The 21162-nt window shown below is 69.6% G+C and carries 19 protein-coding genes and 1 tRNA gene; 9 read left to right on the forward strand and 11 right to left on the reverse strand.

Annotation, left to right across the window (positions count from 1 at the left end; translation table 11 throughout):
- Positions 1-6 precede the first annotated feature (6 nt).
- Positions 7-813, reverse strand: a complete 807-nt coding sequence (locus IE247_RS03440; protein ID WP_190121307.1) for a hypothetical protein — start codon at positions 811-813, stop codon at positions 7-9.
- 195 nt (positions 814-1008) lie between these two features.
- On the opposite strand from IE247_RS03440, the gene IE247_RS03445 reads away from it, so the two are divergent.
- Positions 1009-1467 carry an ATP-binding protein gene (locus tag IE247_RS03445; RefSeq protein ID WP_190121308.1) on the forward strand — a complete coding sequence of 153 codons (459 nt, stop codon included), beginning with the start codon at positions 1009-1011 and terminating at the stop codon, positions 1465-1467.
- Between the two features lie 85 nt (positions 1468-1552).
- Here IE247_RS03445 and IE247_RS03450 read toward each other — a convergent pair whose 3' ends face one another.
- Entirely contained in the window at positions 1553-3010 is a 1458-nt protein-coding gene (locus IE247_RS03450; protein WP_190121309.1) for an aminopeptidase P family protein, read from the reverse strand.
- Between the two features lie 135 nt (positions 3011-3145).
- Entirely contained in the window at positions 3146-4831 is a 1686-nt protein-coding gene (locus IE247_RS03455) for a PP2C family protein-serine/threonine phosphatase (RefSeq protein WP_190121310.1), read from the reverse strand.
- A gap of 583 nt (positions 4832-5414) precedes the next feature.
- On the opposite strand from IE247_RS03455, the gene IE247_RS03460 reads away from it, so the two are divergent.
- Positions 5415-6107, forward strand: a complete 693-nt coding sequence (locus tag IE247_RS03460; protein ID WP_190121311.1) for a bifunctional DNA primase/polymerase — start codon at positions 5415-5417, stop codon at positions 6105-6107.
- 952 nt (positions 6108-7059) lie between these two features.
- Here IE247_RS03460 and IE247_RS03465 read toward each other — a convergent pair.
- From IE247_RS03465 to IE247_RS03475, 3 genes are all read right to left on the reverse strand, one after another.
- A complete protein-coding gene (locus tag IE247_RS03465; protein WP_190121312.1) occupies positions 7060-8046 on the reverse strand; it encodes a DUF5926 family protein in 987 nt (328 codons plus the stop codon).
- 281 nt (positions 8047-8327) lie between these two features.
- Positions 8328-8927 (reverse strand): ATP-binding protein, encoded by a 600-nt coding sequence (locus tag IE247_RS03470; protein WP_190121313.1) that lies wholly within the window; start codon positions 8925-8927, stop codon positions 8328-8330.
- 72 nt (positions 8928-8999) lie between these two features.
- Positions 9000-9809: a glycerophosphodiester phosphodiesterase gene (locus IE247_RS03475; RefSeq protein WP_190121314.1), complete on the reverse strand. Its 810-nt coding sequence runs from the start codon at positions 9807-9809 to the stop codon at positions 9000-9002.
- Between the two features lie 286 nt (positions 9810-10095).
- Between IE247_RS03475 and IE247_RS03480 the strand changes: the two genes are divergently transcribed.
- The 3 genes from IE247_RS03480 to IE247_RS03490 all read left to right on the forward strand — a co-directional run bounded on the left by IE247_RS03480 (position 10096) and on the right by IE247_RS03490 (position 12736).
- On the forward strand, positions 10096-11544 hold the full coding sequence (locus IE247_RS03480; RefSeq protein ID WP_190121315.1) for a S1C family serine protease: 1449 nt from the start codon (positions 10096-10098) through the stop codon (positions 11542-11544).
- Between the two features lie 85 nt (positions 11545-11629).
- A tRNA-Ser gene (locus IE247_RS03485) sits at positions 11630-11719 on the forward strand.
- 645 nt (positions 11720-12364) lie between these two features.
- Entirely contained in the window at positions 12365-12736 is a 372-nt protein-coding gene (locus tag IE247_RS03490) for a hypothetical protein (RefSeq protein ID WP_190121316.1), read from the forward strand.
- A 224-nt stretch (positions 12737-12960) separates the two neighbouring features.
- Here IE247_RS03490 and IE247_RS03495 read toward each other — a convergent pair whose 3' ends face one another.
- The 4 genes from IE247_RS03495 to IE247_RS34860 all read right to left on the reverse strand — a co-directional run bounded on the left by IE247_RS03495 (position 12961) and on the right by IE247_RS34860 (position 15611).
- Complete coding sequence (locus IE247_RS03495; protein ID WP_190121317.1) at positions 12961-13830, reverse strand: GNAT family N-acetyltransferase; 870 nt, start codon at positions 13828-13830, stop codon at positions 12961-12963.
- An 88-nt stretch (positions 13831-13918) separates the two neighbouring features.
- Positions 13919-14083, reverse strand: a complete 165-nt coding sequence (locus IE247_RS03500) for a hypothetical protein (RefSeq protein ID WP_190121318.1) — start codon at positions 14081-14083, stop codon at positions 13919-13921.
- Positions 14080-15204, reverse strand: coding sequence for a radical SAM protein (locus IE247_RS03505; RefSeq protein ID WP_190121319.1), 1125 nt, complete (start codon positions 15202-15204; stop codon positions 14080-14082). Before IE247_RS03505 ends, IE247_RS03500 begins: the two co-directional genes overlap by 4 nt.
- A 65-nt stretch (positions 15205-15269) precedes the next feature.
- Positions 15270-15611, reverse strand: coding sequence for a hypothetical protein (locus tag IE247_RS34860; protein ID WP_308433185.1), 342 nt, complete (start codon positions 15609-15611; stop codon positions 15270-15272).
- A gap of 469 nt (positions 15612-16080) precedes the next feature.
- Here IE247_RS34860 and IE247_RS03515 point away from each other — a divergent pair, with 469 nt between their 5' ends.
- The gene (locus IE247_RS03515; RefSeq protein WP_190121320.1) at positions 16081-17334 is read left to right on the forward strand and encodes a helix-turn-helix domain-containing protein; all 1254 of its coding nucleotides are present in this window, start codon (positions 16081-16083) and stop codon (positions 17332-17334) included.
- A 14-nt stretch (positions 17335-17348) separates the two neighbouring features.
- Complete coding sequence (locus IE247_RS03520) at positions 17349-17714, forward strand: hypothetical protein (RefSeq protein ID WP_190121321.1); 366 nt, start codon at positions 17349-17351, stop codon at positions 17712-17714.
- A 1141-nt stretch (positions 17715-18855) separates the two neighbouring features.
- On the opposite strand, the gene IE247_RS03525 is transcribed toward IE247_RS03520, so the two are convergent.
- Entirely contained in the window at positions 18856-19380 is a 525-nt protein-coding gene (locus IE247_RS03525) for a GNAT family N-acetyltransferase (protein WP_190121322.1), read from the reverse strand.
- A 224-nt stretch (positions 19381-19604) separates the two neighbouring features.
- On the opposite strand from IE247_RS03525, the gene IE247_RS03530 reads away from it, so the two are divergent.
- Positions 19605-20138 carry a toxin-antitoxin system HicB family antitoxin gene (locus tag IE247_RS03530; protein WP_190121323.1) on the forward strand — a complete coding sequence of 178 codons (534 nt, stop codon included), beginning with the start codon at positions 19605-19607 and terminating at the stop codon, positions 20136-20138.
- A 115-nt stretch (positions 20139-20253) separates the two neighbouring features.
- Positions 20254-21105 (forward strand): DUF4097 family beta strand repeat-containing protein, encoded by an 852-nt coding sequence (locus IE247_RS03535; protein WP_190121324.1) that lies wholly within the window; start codon positions 20254-20256, stop codon positions 21103-21105.
- Positions 21106-21162 lie beyond the last annotated feature (57 nt).

Below are 21162 nucleotides of genomic sequence, written 5' to 3' on the forward strand. Positions count from 1 at the left end.
GCCGTGTCAGGCTGCGAGGACGAACCGCGCGGGCGGCCCACGCCTGATCACCGTGTGCTGAAGCGCCTCTCCCGCCCGGGGCGGAGGAGGATCGTCCGTGCCGCGCCGGGCGCGCGCCGCGTCGAGGGACGTGCGTACGAGACCGGCGCACAGCGCCCGTACCAGCGCGAGCGCGATCCGCAGCGGGCGCAGCCGGGCGGCGTCGGACGCCGCCGCGACCTCCCGCGCGGAGCGGGCGGACAGCCCGGCGAGCCGGGTCAGCGCCAGATCCCCGCGCCGCAGCAGCCAGCCGGTCGCGAGCGCGGCCAGCAGATGGGCCAGCAGCATGGGGAGGGAGGGCAGCAGCTCGGGCCGGGCCACCGGTTGCGCGGTGTGCGCGGGCGGGTTCAGCCCGGCCAGGGTGACGATCTGGTGCGCCTCGGACGGGGAGAGCGAGGCCGCGCCCGCCCCGCAGGTCAGCTTCGCGGCCATCCTGATCAGCATGTCGTCGGCGGTCGGCGGCAGCCGCAGCTCGTGCTGCTGGCCGAGTCCGAACAGCGAGTGCAGGGCCAGCTGCCCCAGCCCCAGCGCGAGGGTGATCGACGGCAGCGAGCGCGTCCGGCCCGTGAAGGGCAGTACGAGGACGAACATCCCGGCGAACCCGGCGAGCAGCGTCCACCAGGGCACGGCCGCGCAGGCGGCCAGCGCGTGCCCCGTCGCGGACAGCGCGACGCAGACCGCGGTGAACACCGCGGCCCTCAGCAGCCGTGGGCCGGCTCCGGCGCGGGGACCGAAGAGCCCCGGCGGAGTCGGTGGGGACGACAGGGACGACATGGCCGGGACATCATCCCACTGCGCCCCCGGCCGTGATACGGCAGGCCCGGCCGTGGCGTCGCGCGGGAGCCCCGCACCGCCGTACCGGTCGCGAGCGTCGGCCGAATGAGCGCAATCACCGCCGCTCCGTGCTTACCGACCGTCTCCGGTGGCAATACGTATCGGTATGTCGAGCCGCAGCCAGGAGGCTGGAGCATGAGCATCTGGTGGTCTCTCCACTTGCGGCGCGAAGCTGCCAGCATTCCGCTCGCGCGCCGCCTGCTGCTCGGCACGATGGAGACCGCGGGAGTCGATTCCGACATCTGCTTCGATCTCTCCGTGGCCCTCAGCGAGGCCTGCGCCAACGCGGTGGAGCACGGCGGCGGCCACGGCCAGGGCGGGACCTCGGGGGCGTACCGGGTCACCGCGTATCTGGACGGCGAGAAGTGCCGTATCGAGGTGGCCGACTCGGGCCCGGGCTTTCCCGCCAGGCCCGCCGGCTGCGCGCACACCAGGGCGCAGGTTCCGGCGATGGCCGAGAGCGGGCGCGGGCTCTGTCTGATCGAGCAGCTCGCCGACCATGTGCACTTCGGCAACCGGCCGGGGCACGGCGCGGTGGTCAGCTTCGACAAGGTCCTCAAATGGCGGGAGGACGCGCTGCTCAAGGTCTCGTAAGACCTGAGCGGGCGCGCCCTCCGTACAGCCGGTCGAGCTTTTGAGCTCTTGAGCTTTTGAGCTCTTGAGCTTTTGAGCTCTTGGGTCAGCTCTTCAGCGAGGCCATCCACGCCTCGACCTCGTCGGCCTGCCGGGGCAGGCTCTCCGAGAGATTCCGGTTGCCGTCCTCGGTGACCAGGATGTCGTCCTCGATCCGGACACCGATGCCGCGGTACTCCTCGGGCACGGTCAGATCGTCCGCCTGGAAGTAGAGCCCGGGCTCCACCGTCAGACACATTCCCGGCTCCAGGGTGCCGTCGACATACGCCTCGGTGCGCGCGGCGGCGCAGTCGTGGACGTCCATGCCGAGCATGTGACCGGTGCCGTGCAGGGTCCAGCGGCGCTGGAGGCCCAGTTCCAGGACGCGCTCCACCGGGCCTTCGAGCAGTCCCCACTCGACCAGACGCTCGGCGAGCACATGCTGCGAGGCGTCGTGGAAGTCGCGGAACTTCGCGCCGGGGCGCACGGCGGCGATGCCCGCCTCCTGGGCGTCGTACACCGCGTCGTAGATCTTGCGCTGGAGCTCGCTGTACCGGCCGTTGATCGGCAGGGTGCGGGTGATGTCGGCGGTGTACAGCTCGTTGGTCTCCACACCCGCGTCGAGCAGCAGCAGATCGCCGGAGCGGACCTGGCCGTCGTTGCGGACCCAGTGCAGGGTGGTGGCGTGCGGGCCGGCGGCGCAGATCGAGCCGTAGCCGACATCGTTGCCCTCTACACGGGCACGCAGGAAGAACGTTCCTTCGATGTAGCGCTCGCTGGTCGCCTCGGCCTTGTCGAGGACCTTGACGACGTCCTCGAAACCGCGGGCGGTGGAGTCGCACGCCTTCTGCAGCTCCGCGATCTCGAACGCGTCCTTCACCGCGCGGGCCTCGGAGAGGTAGACGCGCAGCTCCTCGTCGCGCTCAGCGGTGACCTTGTCGGTCAGCGTGGCCTCGATGCCGGCGTCGTGACCGCGCACCGCGCGGACCGGACCGGTCGCCTCGCCCAGCGCGGCGGCCAGCTCGCGGACATCCTTCGCGGGGATGCCCAGCAGGCTCTCGGCCTCGGTGAGGGAGTGCCGGCGGCCGACCCACAGCTCGCCCTGGCCGGAGAGCCAGAACTCGCCGTTCTCACGGTTGGAGCGCGGCAGCAGATAGATGGTGGCGCGGTGGCCGTCGGCGGTGGGCTCCAGCACCAGGACGCCGTCCTCGGACTGGTCGCCGGTGAGGTAGGCGTACTCCGTGGAGGCACGGAAGGAGTACTCCGTGTCGTTGGAGCGCGTCTTCAGATTGCCCGAGGGGATCACCAGCCGCTCGCCGGGGAAGCGGGCCGACAGGGCGGCGCGGCGGTCGGCGGTGTGGGCGGCCTGGCCGATGGGCTCCAGATCGCGCAGCTCGGTGTCGGCCCAGCCGCTCGCCATGTTGTCGGCGAGCTCGTCGGACACGCCCGGGTACAGGCCGTTCTTCCGCGGCTTGATCTGCTGCTCTTCCTCTTCCGGGGTACTCGGGTTGAGTTCCTCGGTCACGTCAGCCTCCTCGATACGACACTGGACCGGTCTCCATCGTATGTGTGAGCCGAAGACACCCCGAAGGGATGTGAGGAATAAGACATAAGGGGTGTCCAGGTGGCTGATGGCGGATCGTGACCGGATCGCCTCATATCACTCGAAACGGGCCGCGAGCAGTACGACGTCCTCCTCGCCGCCCGTCCCTTCCGTCCCGCCCGTCCCTTCCTGGCCTTCCTGGCCCTCGCCCGGCTGCGCGCCCTCGGCGGCGGGGCCGTCCCGGAACAGCGTGTTCAGTACGTGGTCGGCGACCGCCCCCGGATCCTCGCGGGCCGCCCGGGGCACGCCCACGGCGGCCGAGCGCAGCCGGGCGAAGGCCCGGTCCATCGGGTCGCCGGTGCGCCGCAGCAGTCCGTCCGTATAGAGAAGCACCGTTTCTCCGGGCTCGGGAGTCAGCTCCACGCTCGGCGCTTCCCAGCAGGCGAGCATCCCCAGCGGGGCCGACAGCGAGGTCTCCACGAACTCGGTCCGCCGCTCGCCGACCACCAGCGGTGGGGTGTGCCCGGCCCCGGCGAGCACCACGCGCGCCGCCGACGGCTCGGCGTAGGCGAAGAGCGCGGTGGCGGTCCTGGCGGGTTCGGTCAGCCGGAGCAGCAGTTCGAGATCGGAGAGTACGGCGACGGGGTCCTCGCCCTCCATCACGGCGTACGCCCGCAGGGAGGCCCGCAGCCGGGCCGTCGCGGCCAGCGCGCCCGGCCCCGAGCCGCTGACCGATCCGACGGCCAGCCCCAGCGCGCCGTCGGGCAGCGGCAGCGCGTCGTACCAGTCGCCGCCGCCGCTCCGGCCGCCCAGCCGGCGGGCGGCGAGCCGCACCCCGGGCACCCTGGGCAGCCTGCTGGGCAGCAGCTCCTCGGCGACGGCCGCCACCGTGCGGCGGGCGTGCTCCAGCTCCGCCAGCCGGGCCAGATGCTCGGCGGCGTACCGCGCGTAGCGGCCGAGCAGATGGCGTCGGCGGTCTCCGGGCGACGAGGGTTCGTCGTACATCCACACGGCCACGCCCAGGAGACCGGCCGTCTCGGTGGTGAGGGGCTGGGCGTATTCGGCGGCGTAGCCGAGGCGGCCCGCGACCTCGCGGTGGCGGGGATCGACGGAGGGGTCCCCGAAGAGATCGGGGTGGGCGACGGCCTCCGGGGGCCCGGCGGCGGCGCTCTCCAGGATCCGGCCGTACGCGGTGGCGCACCGGGGGACGGTCTCGATGTGGCCCAGTTCGGCGTGGGTGAAGCCGAGACCCCTGGTGAGTGCGGGAGCATGGCTGCCGCTGCCGCTGCCGCTGCCGCCGAGCCGGCCCGGGCCCGCGGCCGACGCGGGCGGCCGGGGTTCGAGGACCACCAGACCGCGGCGGGCACCGGCCAGGGCGGCCCCGGCCGCCAGCAGCTCCTTCAGAGCCGCGTCGAGGGAGCCGGTCCTGTTCAGGCGCTCGGTCAGCTCCTGAAGAGCGGCCAGATCGGAGACCCAGCCCGCGAGCCGGTCCTGGAGCACCCGCCGGGGGTCCGCGGTGACCGGTGCGGAAGAGAGGTCGGAAGGAAGATCGGAGGGGAGGCCGGTGGGAAGGCCGGGCGGAAGATCGAAAAGGCCGGGAAGATCAGCCGCATTTTCCGTTGGATGAGGAACTGGTGAGTCGATTCCAGCCACTTTCGGCAGGTGAGGGGTACTCATCGCAGTCGGCTTTCCGACTGGTGCGTTTCGCTCAATAGCATCGCAAACCCCCATGTCATTCATGTCATTCTGCGCCGCTACCCATGGATCCACATCTACACGGAGAAGTAAGGGGATGTCCAGCATTGCACCAGTGGGATTGATGGTGTCTATGGGACCTTGAACTCCCCTTGGGGGAATCTTGAACTTGGCCGAAAAATACGCCTGATGGAGGTCAATGCGGTCGACTGAGGGCGTTCGGCAGTGGATCCCCTCGGTGGATCTCTCCGGGGTGAGACCCCGGAGCAGCCGCCGCGGAACGCGTCATACCAAGCGTGGTGGGTACGTAAACAGTGATGGCCAGGGTTAATTGGGACCGCTCCGGAACCTGGCGATCGGCTCAGGCGTCCTAACAGCCGCAGGCCGCGCCAGAACTCCACAGCAGACCCGCGAACGGCGGGACGATCCCGGAAGCTGTGGGCGCGGACAGCGAGCGCCAGGCGCGCGCCACCCCGTGGCCGCGCGTTGAATGGAGCACGGCCCACGTTCGGCTCCCGGCGGCGATCCTGTCGCAGGCGAGGTGGGGACACCCCCATGCCGTCGGCGCGGAGCGGTGATACGCCGATCAGCACGTATCCGTACGCACAGTACGCATTTTGTACGCACAGTGAAGAGTCGCACCCATGGTGCGATGTGGACCTCGGCGTTCAACGGAAAGGAACGAGCGCACATGCGCGAGATCCTCGGAAGGCGACGCAGGCTCCGGTTTTGGCGCAAGAAGGGGCCCGCCCAGTCAGCACAGCTGGAAGCGGCGCTCGTCTGCGCCACCGAGTGGCGTTGGCCCGTACTCCCCGGCGCGGTGCTGACATCGGCCGGCGGTCGTGGTGACCGCGGCCGCCGCTGCGCCTGCCCCGACCCCGAGTGCGTCGTACCCGGCGCACACCCTTTCGATCCCGCGATCCTCGCGGCGACGACCGACGAGCGCATGCTCCGCTGGTGGTGGGCGAACCGGCCCGCCGCGCCGGTCGTCCTGGCCACCGGGGGCGGCGCGCCCTGCGCGGTGAGCCTGCCCGCGGTGGCCGGGGCGCGGGCCCTGGCGGCGCTCGACCGGATGGACGTCCGGCTGGGGCCGGTGGTCGCGACGCCCACCCGGTGGTCGCTGCTGGTCGCCCCGTACAGCCTCGAACAGCTCGGCGAGCTGCTCTTCGCCAAGGACTGCGTGCCCAGCTCGCTGCGTTTCCACGGCGAGGGCGGGTATCTGGTGCTGCCGCCGTCGGAGACGGGGGCAGGGCAGGTCCGCTGGGAGCGGGCGCCGCTGCCCGGGTCGGCCACTCCCTGGCTGCCACGGGTGGAAGCCGTGGTGGACGCGCTGGTGGAGGCGAGCACGAACGCGCCGGACGGCGGCAGCAAGCTCTCGTACTGAACTGAACTGAACCGATCCGACTGATCCGACCGATCCAAGCTGATCCGAACCGGATGAACCGGATCTGAACCGATCGACGGTCCGGGGCCGCCCGCGCGGTGGTCCCGGGTCCTGGGTACGGCGCGTTCCGCCGACCGTGCGTTCCGTCGGCCGCCCCTCCCGGCCTTCCGGCCCGGTCCTTTCCTCCCCATCCTCACGGCGCGTGTTCGCGTACGGGAAAACCGGCGGCGGGTCAAGGTCGCCAGAGTCGGCCGAAATCAAGCGTGATCAGCTCGTGCCGAGCGAACAGTTTCGGCAGCGAAGGCTCAAAGCAGGCCGGAATCTGTCGCTCCGGAAGATCTCGCGGCGGCCGGTACGGGCGTGGCGCGGCCGGGCCCGCCGCCCTGGCGCGCGGCGACCGCCGCAATCCGGCAAGGGGGCGGAATTGCCTTCCGTACTCACTTCGGCGGCGCTCCGGCGAGCGCTTCGTACGCATCGGCCGGGCGCTTGACGCGGGGGATGATCCTGGCCTCGGCGAGATCCCGCAGGGGTTTTCCCGGGGATGGGCAGTGGCATGACCATGAGGTATTCGGGTCGCCGCGGAGTTTTCGGCGGAGGCCGGTCCGGCAGGGAATCCGCCCGCTCCGGGGCTCGGGGCAACTGCCCGACGTCCACTGGATGTTGACCGACCGTCAACGGATCGATCCGGTCTGTCGACCATCCGGGGAAATGGAGAGGCCCGATCGCTGGCGACGGGGGATGCACCAGCGACCGGGCTTCTAGAACCGTAACAAGAGATCGGCGGTACGCAAATTCGATCTCGGGTATTCGGACAGCGATTCAGCTTCGCTTAGCGTGAGTTGTGACTGGAGTCACTCGGCCTTTCCCGGGGTCCGCCGGATACTCCGGACACGGATTCCGGCCGGTGGTGGTTCGGAGGGCCGGTGGTGATCCGATGCCCCGGTGCGGCCGCTCAGCTCAGGGTCACCTGGCGGTTGGTGAGGCCGCCGCGCGCCCGGCGCTCGTCGGCGGTGAGCGGGGCGTCCGACGCGAGCGCCCCGGCCAGCCGCTCGGCGAACGCGGCGGCGGGCTTCTCGCACTCCTCCGCGCCCATCGCGCTCGGCAGGTCCCAGACGGGGACCATCAGGCCGTGCGCGCGGAACGAGCCGACGAGACGGGTCCCCTCGCCGAGCGAGGTGGCACCGGCGGCGTGCAGCCGCGCGAGCGCGTCGAGAAGCTTCTCCTCGGCGTGGGGCATGACCCAGCGGAGATGGTTCTTGTCCGGGGTCTCGCACCAGTAGGCGGCGTCGACGCCGGAGAGCTTCACGGTGGGGATCGCGGCCGAGTTCGCCCGCTCCAGGGAAGCGGTCACCTCGGCGGTGGGGGCCTCGGTGGACTCCGGGATCCAGAACTCGAAACCGGAGTGGACCACGGGCTCGAAGGCGGCGTCGGGGTCGAGAAGGTCCTGAAGCCGGGGGCCGTCGCCCACGACCCGCTCCCCGCCGACCGGATTGCCCGGCTCCGCCGCCAGCGCGCGGCTCAGGGTGTCGGCGAGATCGCGGCTGAGGTCGCCGGAGGAGGTGTCGTTCTGGAGGCCGAGCAGCACGGAGCCGTCGTCGCGGCGGAGCGCGGGCCAGGCCATCGGCAGCACGGTCGCGAGGGTCACCGAGGGCACGCCATCGGGCAGCCCGCCCTTGAGCGTGAGCCGCACGGTCGCCGCGGGCACCAGTTCGCGCAGGGCGACCCAGTCGCACTCGCCGGCCAGGCCTTCGAAGGGGCGCTGGACCAGCTCGGTCACGGCGTGCGCGGCCACCCGGCCGTGACAGGCCTTGTAGCGGCGGCCCGAGCCGCAGGGGCAGGGTTCACGGGCTCCGACCACGGGCACGGGTTCATTGGCACCGCGGGCCCGGTCCTGGGGCTGAGGCTTCGTTGCCTTGTTCTGGGGGCGCTTCTTGGCCATGGTGCGGCTTCTCCCGGGTGCGGCGGCGGTGCTGTGTCTGGCCGCGAGCCTAGCCGTCCGCCGTGTGCGCGTTGCCATGGCACCCGGCTGTGACACGGGTGTGGCACGGGTTGGCACAGGCCGGCCGACACGGGGGCTTCCATCGGGCACGGGGTGCTCAGCCGCGGTCGCCGGGGTGGTTCTCCTCGGCGGTTCTCAGCCGGAACCGCCGTACGGGAAGCCCGAGCCGCCAGGCGTTCCCGTAATCCTCTTTGAATCCTCTTCGAGTCTTCTCGGCATGCTCAGCCGACGTCGTCATAGACCTCCACGAGGTCGAATCCGGGGGCAGTGACGCGCGTAGCGAAATCGTCGCGGCGCTGTCCTTCGCGAACGATCGCCCATACGGTCACCTCGCCCGCCGCGTTGTCCCGGACACCCCACTCACGCGCCAGCGCGGTGATGATGTTCAGCCCGCGACCGCCCCGGGCGGTCACCGAGGGCGTGGCCGGAACGGGCCGGGTCGGTCCGCCTCCGTCCGTGACCTCGACCGTGAGCCGGCCGGTCATGTCGACGCGCCAAGCGGCGCGGACGTCTCCCTCTCCCACCTCCACGTGTCCCAGCGGCCTGCCGTGCCGATAGGCATTGCTGAGTAGTTCGGAAAGAATCAGAACTGCGTCGTCGACGACCGACTCCGGGACCCCGCCGCGGCGAAGATCACCACGCATACGGTGTCGTGCCTGGCCCACGCCCGCAGGGCCATGGGGTACGGCCATGCTCGACGACGTGGGCACCTCTTGTGCCACCACCAACGCCACCCCCGAGACCTCCTTTGCCCCACGCCACCGTGTGAATGCCCCAATGGACTGGACCGGAAACCGTTGGAGGAGGGACCTGTGGCGCACTTCTCAGGGCCGGACGGGGGTTGAACGCGCCGGTGTGCTCCCTGTCATGCGTGTGACGGGTGCTTCTGAGGTTTACGGACGGCCGAGTTGGGAGAGCACCTGCCGCGGCCGGTTGGTGATGATCGCCTCCACGCCGAGCCCGGCGCAGAGTTCCACATCCGCCGGCTCGTTGACCGTCCAGACGTGCGCCCGGTGCCCGGCCCGGTGCAGCCGCTCGATGTAAGCGGGATGATTCCGTACGATCCGGATGCTCGGCCCGGCGATCCTGGCCCCGGCCGGCAGCCGCCCGTCGCGCAGCCGAGGGCTCACGAACTGCATCAGATACACCGTGGGAATGGTCGGCGCGGCGGCCGCGACCCGGTGCAGCGAGCGGGCGGAGAAGCTCATGACGCGTACGGACGAGTCCTCCGCCGTCGCGGGCGCGGCGAGTCCGAAGCGGCCGAGGAGCTGAAGCAGCCGCTCCTCGACCTGGCCCGCCCAGCGGGTGGGGTGCTTGGTCTCGATGGCCAGCTCCACGCGCCGACCGGAGTCCGCGACCAGTTCGAGGAGCCTCTCCAGGGTCAGCACGGAGGTGAGCGACGGATCGCCCCAGTCGGGGCTCTCGGTGGCGTCCTCGCGCCCCTTCCAGGTGCCGAAGTCGAGCGCGGTCAGATCCGCGAGCTCCAGCGCCGAGACCGCGCCCCGGCCGTTGGAGGTGCGGTTGACGCGCCGGTCGTGGACACAGACCAGATGGCCGTCGGCGGTCAGGCGCACATCGCATTCGAGGGCGTCGGCGCCGTCCGCGATCGCCTTCATGTACGCGGCGAGCGTGTGCTCGGGAGCGTCCTCGGAGGCTCCGCGGTGGGCGACGACCTGGATGTGGTTCTGTCGTGCTTGGGTCACCACGTCATCGTGTCACCGCGCCGCGGAGGTACCGAGTCAGGGGGCGTGTCGGGGGCTCTGGGAAGTGCCCGGAGGGCCCCCCGGCAGGACCTTCGGCGGAGCTCTCGACAGACTGTCCGTTTCACCCTATGTAAATGATTCCCCGAATACCCACAGCTCCTGCTTACAGTGGCCTGACGAGCCGTGGGAAATGCTGAAGCGAGACACCGTGCGACTTCCTTCCCGGGCAGCGGCGCCAGCGGACGTCTGCCGGAGTGATCGACGTGGAAAATGAGGAGAGAAAGCTGTGAGCACTGAGAACGAGGGCAACGAAGGCACCGCTCAGCCGGCCGCCCCGTCCGTGCCTCCCGTGCCGGCTGCCCCTCCCCAGGGCGCGCCCCAGCCGGCGGCCCCCGCCGACCACCCCGCCCCCGCCCCGGCCCCTGCCCCCGAGCCCGCTGCTTCCACTCCCCCTCCCCCCGCCCCGCACCAGCAGGGCGCCGGCTGGCCCCCGCCCCCGCCCGCCTTCCCCTCCTACGGAACCGCACCCCAGGGGGACGGCGCCCACCCCGGCGTCTGGGGCGCCCCGGTCCACACCTCCGAGCCGCCCCGCCGCAAGCGCTCCGGCGGCCTCCTCGCGGCGGTGCTGATCGCCGCGCTGGTCGCGGGCGGTGTGGGCGGCGGCGTCGGCTACTGGGCCGCCGAGCGCAACGACAACGGCGCCGACTCCACCACGGTCACGGCCGCCGACATCCCCAAGGACCTCCAGCGCGCGCCGGGCACCGTCTCCGCCGTCGCCGGCAAGGCCCTGCCGAGCGTGGTCACCATCGAGGCCAAGTCCAGCGCCGGCGGCGACCTCAGCGGCGTCGGCGGCCAGGAGGGCGGCACCGGCACCGGCTTCGTCTACGACCAGGAGGGCCACATCCTCACCAACAACCATGTGGTCGACTCCGCCGCCCAGGGCGGCGCCCTCTCCGTGACCTTCTCCAACGGCAAGAAGTACGACGCCGAGGTCGTCGGCCGCGCCCAGGGCTACGACGTCGCCGTCCTCAAGCTGAAGAAAGCACCCCCCGGACTGGCCCCCCTGCCCCTCGGCGACTCCGGCAAGGTCGCCGTGGGCGACTCCACCATCGCGATCGGCGCCCCCTTCGGCCTCTCCAACACCGTCACCACCGGCATCATCAGCGCCAAGAACCGCCCGGTGGCCTCCGGCGACGGCTCCGGCTCCAGGAACTCGTACATGAGCGCCCTCCAGACCGACGCCTCCATCAACCCCGGCAACTCCGGCGGCCCCCTCCTCGACGCGCGCGGCGCGGTGATCGGCATCAACTCGGCCATCCAGTCCACCGGCGGCGGCTTCGGCCAGTCCCAGGCCGGCTCGATCGGCCTCGGCTTCGCCATCCCCATCAACCAGGCCAAGAGCGTCGCCGAACAGCTCATCAAGACGGGCAAGCCCGTCTACCCCGTGATCGGCGCCAGCGTCGACATGGCCACCAAGGGCGCCGGCGCCAAAATCATCGCCCAATCCTCCGGCGGCACCCCCGCCGTGACCCCCAACGGCCCCGCCGCCAAGGCCGGCCTCAAGGCCGGCGACCTCATCACCCGCTTCAACGACAAGCCCATCGACAGCGGCCCCACCCTCATCGGCGAGATCTGGAACCACGCCCCCGGCACCCAGGTCAAACTCACCTACGAGCGCGACGGCAAGCAACACACCGCCACCGTCACCCTCGGCGAACGCGAAGGCGACAGCTGACCCCCCACCCCCAACCCTGCTGCGCCCCCCACCCCCATGCCGGTACTCTGTAGGCCGCTCCGCGCCGGGTCCCGGCAGGAGCGAGGGTGGGTTGCCCGAGCGGCCTAAGGGAACGGTCTTGAAAACCGTCGTGGCAGTGATGTCACCGTGGGTTCAAATCCCACACCCACCGCCAGGTGAATGTATGTGCAGCTCAGAAGGGGTGCCCCGAATCCGGGGCACCCCTTCCGCATGTGCCCTGTCCCACGCTGATTCGCCTCTGCCATGCCGTTGACCAGTGTTTGTGGACCAGGCATGACCAGTTGCTGAGCAAGGCCCTCACGGTTCTAGCTCTGGTGCTTGCCGACGTATGCAGCCACAGCTAGACCAGCGGTGAACGTGAAGGCCGTGACCGACGCTCCTAGCTTCACTGCGTCGAAGGGCCGTGTGCCCGTGAGGGCCACGGCGACCCCGCCTGCTAGCCCGAGGGTGAGCGCACCCAAGATCACGATTAGGGATTTGTAGACGCGGTGATCGCATTCAGGGGACTGGCCAGACAAGTGGGTTCCTCCAAGCGTGCCCTAGTTGGCTGCTGTCTCTAAACAAGCCTGGAGTACCGGCTGGAGTGGTTGTTCGTACGTGTTTTGGTGTGCCAACGAGGTGTCAGCCTGTGCTAACAAGAGCCATACTGTGCCAACAGCTTCCCGGTGGAGCCGAAGGTTGCCAAAGATGGTCACCCCTTGCCGCGCAGTGGAGAAGAGAGTGGACGGTGCCCAAGCAACTACGCTTTCCCGCACCCGATGAGCTGCCTCGGGGGCCTCGTAGAGACTTCGCAGCGAAGATGTTCGACATGTATCGCGCCGCAGGGCGACCCCCGCTGAGAGTGATCAGTGATGATCTGCGAAGCCAGGACGAGCTTTACGAGGTAAGCCGCGAGACCATCCGCCGGATGCTGCTTGGGAAGACAGTTCCCCATACATGGGCCACAGTCTTGGCGGTTTCCACGGTGCTGCATCATCGTGGAAGCCATGGCCGGGACTTCCTGGAGCCGTACGAGAATGAGTACGGCGAGCCGGAGCCAAGCGCGGCCCAGAAGCTGCGGCGCTTCTGGGACAAGGCGCTCGATGCCCCACAAATCGAACCAGATCCATGGGCGGATCAGCCGAGCCCGCAGCCAGCGCGCGGTGGCTACTCAGACGAGCCACCCTTCTGATCCCGTCGATACGACGAACTGAAAGGGCGCCGCTCCAGGGGAAAGAGCGGTGCCTTCGTGCGTCATGGCTTGGTGGCTACTCGCCTTCAGCCTCCTCCAGAGGTCGCCGTACTCCTTGGACAGGAGGTGGCCCCCCCGGGAGGTGCGGAAGAGACGGCCGTCGTCGGCGCTGCCGAACTCCTTGATGTGGTTGCGAATCATGCGGACCAGAAGTGCTGAACCGGCTACGCCTGCGTGGTGTGGCTGAACCCGAGCGAGGTCAGTCCTTCGGCTTGGCACAGCCTGTCGGAGGGGCCGCCGACCTCGGTCTGGAGGAGCTGGTACGCGGCGCCGTGGGACTGGCCCCAGTGCATCGCGGACCGCCACAAGGCGCGGCCCAGGCCCTGGCCTCGTGCCTCGGGCAGGACGGCGAAGTACTGGGGCATGAGCTGAAGGCATCCGATCGCGTCGGGACGTACTTCCATGGGGCCGATCGCGCCCAGGATTCGGTCCTCGACGGCGGTGGCGAGGACTGGGCCGCACTGGCCGGCCTGCATCTGGGTGTGGAGGAATGCCAGGCCGTCAGTGGCCATGGCCGTGGCGAACGGGGCGAAGGTCTCCTGCACAGGGGTCGGCCAGTCGGTCACGGGGCGGACCGGGCCGCCAGGGTTGGGGCAGGGGCGGGCGGTGAAGTCCTTCATCTGGATGCGGGTGCCGCGTGGGGAGTCGGTCTCGGGGCCGAGCGGGCGCACGACCTGGGCCTTCCCGGCGTCGTGCAGGGCGGCGAGCTTCACCGCCAGCTCGGCGGCTTCGTCCACGATGCTGTCACGGTGCCCGTAGGCGAAAACCTTGACGGTGCCGCGGCCACGCCGGTTCAGGGTGGGAATGAGGGTGTGGTCGGGCTGATGAACCACATCGCCGCTGAGGACAGTCTCGTCCTTCTCACTGCTCCAGCGCCGGTCCTTGTCGTAGTGGAGGAAGGACCGGTCGGTGACGGCCGCCCTCAGTGTGTCCTCGAAGAGGTCGACGGTGAGCGTGTGGGGGTGGACGGGGCCGAGAGTCGGCACGATCGGCGCGGTCAGTACGGGCCGGAGCCAGTCCCAGCGGAAGAACATGAGCGGCACCCTAGTGGTCGGCCGGTCAGGGCTCAGGCCCTGACGCGAACACGCCAGGGCCTGAACGGAACCGACCGGATCGTGTCGGTCAGTGGGGGTTGTCGTCACCGGCGTCGCAGGAGCACTCCGCGCTCTCCACGACGTCGTCCAGGTCCAGAACAGCGGTCACCGAGAGGGCGGCGACGGGCGGTGCCGCGCGGCGCGCCGAGGGCGGCGGGCCGGGCAGAAGGGTCACCGGTACGGGCAGGGTCATGAGGCGTTCTCCTTGTCTCCGTGTTGGCAGTAGCTGTGCAGCGGCGCCTTCGCTTCCTGGTAGTGCTTGGCCAGGGGGCGGCAGACCCGGCAGGTGCCGGACAGGGCGCAGCCCTCGCACCCACCGGTGCGAAGCATGAGGCGGTCGGCGATGACGCCGAGCCGGGTGAGGCCGTCGATGCCTTCGGTCATCAGGTCGATCTGGTCGTCGCGGCCGACCTTGCAGATCGAGACCTTGGCGTGGGGGTCGGCGTGGAAGAAGGTGTGTCCCGCGTTGCAGCCGGCGAACGGCTTGCGCTGCCGCAGGTGGGCGGCGGACTGGGCGAGCAGCGGCTCTCCGCCGCCGTAGATCGTGGGCGTCATGTTCGTGTACGCGTGGTTCTCGACGTTCCACTCGTCGGCGAGGGCGGCCATCTCGTCGGCCTCGGAGGCGTTGTCCTCGGTCACCACCACGTTGATCCGCAGAGGCAGGCCCGCCTCGCGTGCGGCGTCCATGCCACGCCGGAACGCCTTCCACGCGCCACGGCGCTGAGTGAGCGTGTCGAAGGACTCCTCACTCGCCCCGTACATGCTGACGACCAGTCGGTAGGGCGGGCAGCTCCGGAAGAGCTTGAGGAGGTCCGGCCGCCAGAGCAGCGAGCCGTTGGTGGAGATCGTGAGCATCATCCCGGCCTGCCAGGCGTACCGGTAGGCGCCCTGGAAGTGGGGGTCCATGGTGGGCTCGCCGCCGGTGATCTGGAGCCAGAGGACGCCGGCCTCGCGCATGATGTCCAGCAGCCGGACCTTGTCCTCCCAGCCGAGGCCGGAGAAGGGGCGCTCGCCGAGATAGCAGTGCTTGCAGCCGAAGTTGCAACCGAGATTGATCTCCCAGGAAGCGCGGCAGTAGCCGTACGAGGACGGCTCGCGCACCAGGACCGTTTCCTGCGCGCGTCGGCCGATGAGGTCCAGGCCCCACATCTCGGCGGCGGTCTGCACTGCCCATGTGGGCAGTGCCTCGCCGTCGGCTGCGGCTTTCCACAGCTCGTCGTAGCCGGCGGCGGGGATCTTGGCACCGGACCGGGCCCCGGGCTTGAGGAGGAGATGCCCGTCGAGGAACGGGGAAGCGATCAGAGCGTGGGCCATCAGTGGCCCTCCTTCCAGATCATGGGGCGCGACGGCACGCGTGTGCTCTGACGACCGGCGCGCCATTAGATCTCGCCGAGGTCGTTGTGGGTGCCACAGTTCCCGCAGCTCTCGTTGAGAGGAGGGCGAAAGTGCCGGATCTGAGCTCCGCCACGGGAGTCGGGGCGGGTGGCGAGGAACGTGCCGTGGTGTGGTCGGCGAACAGACAACAGCCCCCGCTTGTCGGGTCCAGGGGTGACCACGGGGCAGTCTGAAAGCACGACCAGGTCCACCTCGGTCCTCTCCTGCCAGCGGAGCCACAGCGCGGTGGCGTACTCGTCGAGTTCGGCGAGGAATCCGTGGTGATCACCGTCGTTGTGGGCGGACAACTGGCACTGCACGGTCCTGTCCACGCTTTCGGCAGCCACCTTCTCCCGCGCTTCCCGTGCCAGGTTCAGGGGGACTCGACGCCAGTGTGCGCACCGCATCACGACACCGGCTGAGAGGAGGCTTCAGGGCGAGGGGAATGGTCCGTGCAGCGCGGGCATGCGCACGGTGGAAAGCCAACGGGGTCGTCGAGGACCACAGGATCCTTGTCCTCTCGAACTTCTGTCACGTGGCCCCAAGTCCTTCCGGAGTCGCGGGAGATCCGGAATGTCATGAGGACTCGCAGCTCAGCACCTGGGTCCTGTGTCTGTGCACCTCCTTCCCGCTCGCGCGCCAGAGTCTCGTCTCTTGTCGTCATGGCCGAACCCATCTGTCAGTCCCGTTTACTCGTCCGGGGCAACTTCAAGGAAAGCGCCAGGAGTCGGAGGTCTCCACGGCATCAATGCGGCAGTCTTGACGCAGGTCCGTGCACGGGCGCTGGAGGGGCTGAAACCGCCGGGAGGAGGTGTCATGGGACTGGCGGAACGACGCAGGGCCCTGGGCTACAGTCAGGAGAAGCTGGCCCAGTTACTTGGCGTGGACCGCACAACGGTCGGACGTTGGGAAAGCGGCAAGGTCGCTCCTCAGCCGCCCCAGCGACGGGGTTTGGCCGCCGCCCTCGAAGTCAGCCTTCAAGAGCTGGACATCTTCCTGAAGCCGCCACGAGCCGCAGGCCAGGAGGCTGCAGGGCATCAGTCCAGTGACCCTCCGAGCGCGGGAGACCCTGACGAAATGATCCGCCGTGAGTTCCTCCGCATACTGACTTTCAGCGGGGCCTTGACCGTTCTGCCGGTCGAGGAGGCCGAGGCCCTGGCCGAGGGCATCCGTCAGGGAGTGCCCGCCGACTTCGAACGCATGAATAGACACCTCTGGCAGGTCTACCAACTGGCTCGTTCCAAGGGTTCGGTCTACCCCGTTGTCCGGGACCAGCTCACCACCCTGAGCGAGGCCCTGGAGGCACGGCGAGGCAGCTCCCGGCCTCTCCTGAACGCAGCGGCTGACCTCTTCCAGTTGGCGGGTGAAGTCGCGTTCGACGGCAGCCGGTACACCGATGCCGCCGCTTCCTACACGCTCGCCGCCTCGCTGAGCAAGGATGCCGGGGCCTTTGATCTCTGGGCTTGTTCCCTTGTCCGCCATGCCTATGTGGACATGTCCGATGAGCGCTATCGCAACGCGGCTCAGATGCTCACTCTGGCGGAGAGGCTGGCAGGTCGCGGAGACAGCGCCCTGGCTACCCGCTACTGGGTGGCGTCCGTCCAGGCCGAGGCGTATGCCGGCCTCGGTGACCTGGAAGCATGCGAGCGCGCGCTTGACCGGGCCGAGGAAGTCAGCGAGCTGCCCCCGGACAGCGTCAACGCCGGATGGCTCCGGTTCGACGGCACCCGGCTGGCTGAGGAGCGCGGGGCGCGGTACACCCGTCTGGGGCGTCTGGACCTGGCGGAGGAGACCTTGAAGGGCGCGCTGAAACAGAGCGCTCTCGCCTCCGGGCACTCCTACCGAAGGAGGGGCGCGGTGCTGACCGACTTGGCGGCCGTCGGAGCGAAGCGCCACGACCCCGAGCAGGTCACGGCCTACGGCAGGGAAGCCCTGGAACTGGCCCAAGCCTCATCCTCCGGATACGTCGCCCGTAGACTCCGATCCCTGTGCGACGAGTTCGGGCCCTTGAGCCATGACCACCGCGTGGCGGAGCTGGGGGCGGAGATCGCCGCGCTGAGGACGCCGTGACGAGAGGGGTTGGCATGTCGCAGACCGAAGGCGCACGACTGTTCCGGGAGGCGTGGATCGCGGGGGTGCGCCAGCACTTCCCCGGCGAACCGAAGGCCGGATACGTCACTCCCTGGGAGGGCACCCCGGAGTGGGAGCGCCAGGCAGCAGACTCCGTGTACGAGCAGGTCCGCCACTTCATTGAGATCAGCGGCGGGCATGCGGCCCGGTTGTCCCGGGAGCAGAAGAGCCGCTTCGTCGCCACCTGCTGGACCGCCCAGATGTACCAGCACTTCGAGGACCCGAAGCCGGGGTACGTGGCCGACTGGCCCGAGCTTCCGGAGTGGCAGCGGGAGACCGACGCGGACATCTTTGAAGTCATCCAGAAGTCGTTGGGCTGAGTGCCTGGTGTGCACTGCCCGGTAAGCGGGGCTGCTGCCTTGGACGCCAGAAGAGATAGGGATCGGCCCCCAGAACCCAGATCTGGGGGCCACGTTTCCAGCCCGGACCAGGAGCGCCGGATCTTTCGCGATCTCATCCGCGCGCTCTCCGGCGACGGTGATGTGGATGTCCTCATGTCGACCCATGACGTGGCCGGTCTCGCCGAGGAGTCCGACCATGTCACCGTGCTCACCGCCGGCGCGGTGCGGTTCACGGGAACCACCGCCGACTGACTCCTTTTATCGCCGCCAAGCGGACTTAATGCCGCCAATGGGAAGAAAAGCTTCGGTCGGTTGCGGTCGATTCGCGGTCGGCGATCGACATTTGCTGCCGCCAAGACGTGTCAGAGGTTGCTGATATGGTCAAAGTTTTTGGTTGTGGAACTCTACGCGGATAGAGGTATCGACGGAGTTACTAATTCCGCTTAGGTCACGGAAAGTCATTGAAAAATTTTCCCTTCCCTGGAGTGGAGGGTAAAGCCCCAGCTCAAGGGGTACATGTCTAGACCTTTCCCTGCCGATGGGCCCTCTTCATGCACAGGAATTGTGTGCTTATCCCCAGCGTGGAGGCGCTTCTCCACACCCCTTGTGGATAAGCGGATTTGTAATGCTCCTTTCTGGTGCCACCATTGATGTCCACGGGTGGCGAGGCCGCAAAGGAAAGGCGGCCCCCGCTGGCACGGGAGCCGCCCTGACCCAATCCCTTGCGAGAGAAGAGGTCAGTTATGACAGTACCCACTGAGGCCGGGGCTTCCAATCCGGCGGAGTCGGACATCTGCACGCGCAGTGATTCCGGAGTGGGGCGCTCCAGGCGTCGGCAGGGTCTGCTCTGGGGTGCGGTGGTGGGGGGTGTCGGGTTTGCGGTGATGGTTATGTCGCACCATGTGCCGAATCTTGCTACTCCTGTGGCGACGGGGGCGGCGGTTTCGGCGGTGCTTGTTCCGCTGGCGCAGACCCGGATGGGGAGTGGTGGCAGGCGGCGGCGGGAGGTTGACGAAAGCTGAACTGGGGTCGTTCGCCCACATGCTGAGAAGCCCGCCCGGTGGACCGGGCGGGCTTCGCGCGTCGGCGTGCGTCGGCGCGCGTCGTCTGTGCGTCGGAGTCAGAGTGCTGAGGTGTAGCGGAGTTCGGTGAGGGTGGTGTCGGCGTAGACGTCGTCCTGGGTCGCGCCGTCGGGGCGGTAGCCGGCGCGTTCGTAGAAGAGGCGGGCCGGGTGGTTGGCGTCGAGGACCCAGAGGGTGATGGAGGTGAAGTGCTGGGTGCGGGCGAGGGTGTGGGCGGCGGTGAGGAGGGCGCGGCCGATGCCGGTGCCGATGAGGTCGGGGCGGGTGTAGAGGGCGTACAGCTCGGCGGTGTCGGGCCGGGCGGCCTCGTCGCGGCTGGGGCCGAGGCAGGCCCAGCCGACCGGGGTGCCGTCGGTGTCGCCGTCGGCGACGGCGACCAGGTCGGTGGTCCGGGGGCGTGGGAGGGCGAGGCGTTCGCGGCGGCGGAGGGCGTCGGCCTCGGCGGTCATGGCGTCCAGGTAGGGCTGGGGGACGATGCCCGCGTACGCGGACTGCCAGCCGGCCACCCGCAGGGCGGAGACGGCGTCGATGTCGGCTGTGGTCATCTCTCGTACCTGCGGCATCGCGTCACTGTACGGCCGGGGCGCGGTCGTCGGCACCGGGTTTTGATCCCATGGCTCCGGGTGGTGCCACGGCGGTGTCACCCCGGGGCAATCTGATGTCATGCGGTGCCACAAGTCGCTGACCTGCGACGATGCATCCAACTAGTGCCATGCTGGCGCGCCGTGTGCCATGTGTGGCGGCATTCTGCTTGCAAGTGGCACCACTCTGGTGCCATAGTGGAGCCATGGACCTCACGCCGTACGTCGAAAAACTCCGCAGGGAACTGGCGGTGGCCGCCGAAGCCGGGGGTGACGAAGCCCGCGAGCTGGCCGAGCGGCTGACCGCGCCGCTGGAGTCGGCCACCCGTCTGACCATGCTGAATGTGCTGTCCGCCGCCATGGACGAGATCACCCGTGAACTCGCCCCCGGCTCGGTCGACGTACGGCTGCGTGGCCTCGACCCCGACTTCGTGGTGGTGCTTCCGCAGTACGACGAGGGCCGGAACGAACCGTTCGACCTGCCGGTCTCCGCCCCGGCCCCGGCCCCCGCGCCGGTCCCGTCCGACACGGACGAGGGCGGCACCGCCCGCGTCAATCTGCGGCTGCCGGCGCAGCTCAAGGCGCGCGCCGAGGAGGCGGCGGGCCGCGAGGGCCTGTCGGTCAACGCGTGGCTGGTGCGGGCGGTGTCGGCCGCGGTCGACACGGGTGGTGCCGCCGCGGCGCGTACCCCCCAGAAGGCCAGGACCGTCGGCCAGAACTTCACGGGCTGGGTGCACTAGCCCCAGAGCAGCGTCGCAAAGAACCGCAAAGAACCGGAAAGAACCGGAAACGACTTCGCCCACACCACGTCCCACCAGCGGGGACGCCAAGAGGACCCAAGAGGACGGGACAGCCATGCCTTCTTTCGACACTCCCCAGCCGATTCTGGTCAACGTCCACGTGGACGCGGGATCCGTCCAGTTCGCCGCGGCCGACCGTACCGACACCGCCGTGGAGGTGGCTCCCCGCGACCCGAACAAGCGTCAGGACGTGCGGGCCGCCGAGCAGACCGAGGTCACCTACTCGGGCGGCGAGCTGCGCATCAGGACGCCCAAGCAGCGCTACTACATCGGCCCCACCGGAACGGTCGATGTGACGGTCGAACTGCCCACGGGCTCGCGTGTCGAGGTGACCGGGGCCTGGACCCAGGTGCTCGGTGAGGGCCGGCTCGGCGAGGTCGGTGTGAAGACCTCCTCCGGTGATGTCCGCTTCGACGAGACCGGGCCGATCCGGCTGGAGGCCGCCCACGGCTCGATCACCGTCGAACGGGTCGAGGGCCCCGCCGAGATCACCACCAGCTCCGGCAGTCTGCGCGTCGGCAGGGTCGAGGGGTCCGCCGTACTGAAGAACTCGCACGGTGCCACGGTCGTCGGCACCGTGACCGGCGAGCTGCGGGTGCGCGGCTCGAACGGCGACATCAGCATCGAGCGGGCCGGGAGTTCGCTCACCGCCGCCACCGCCCACGGTGCTCTGCGCGTCGCCGAGGTCGTCAGCGGCATGGTCAAGCTGGAGACCTCCCACGGCGCCATCGAGGTCGGCATCCGCGAGGGCACCGCCGCCTGGCTCGACGTCAGCTCCGGCCGCGGGCAGGTGCGCAACACGCTCGACAGCTCCGAGGCCCCGGCGAAGTCCGTGGACACCGTCGAGATCCACGCCCGTACGCGCTACGGAAACATCGACATCCGCCGCGCCCGCGCCCGCGCCTGAGGGTCCGCCCCTCCCCGCTCCTCCCCGCCCCACCCTCCACCTCACCTCATCCTTCGA

Source organism: Streptomyces inusitatus, from assembly GCF_014651115.1.
Classification (GTDB): domain Bacteria; phylum Actinomycetota; class Actinomycetes; order Streptomycetales; family Streptomycetaceae; genus Streptomyces; species Streptomyces amakusaensis.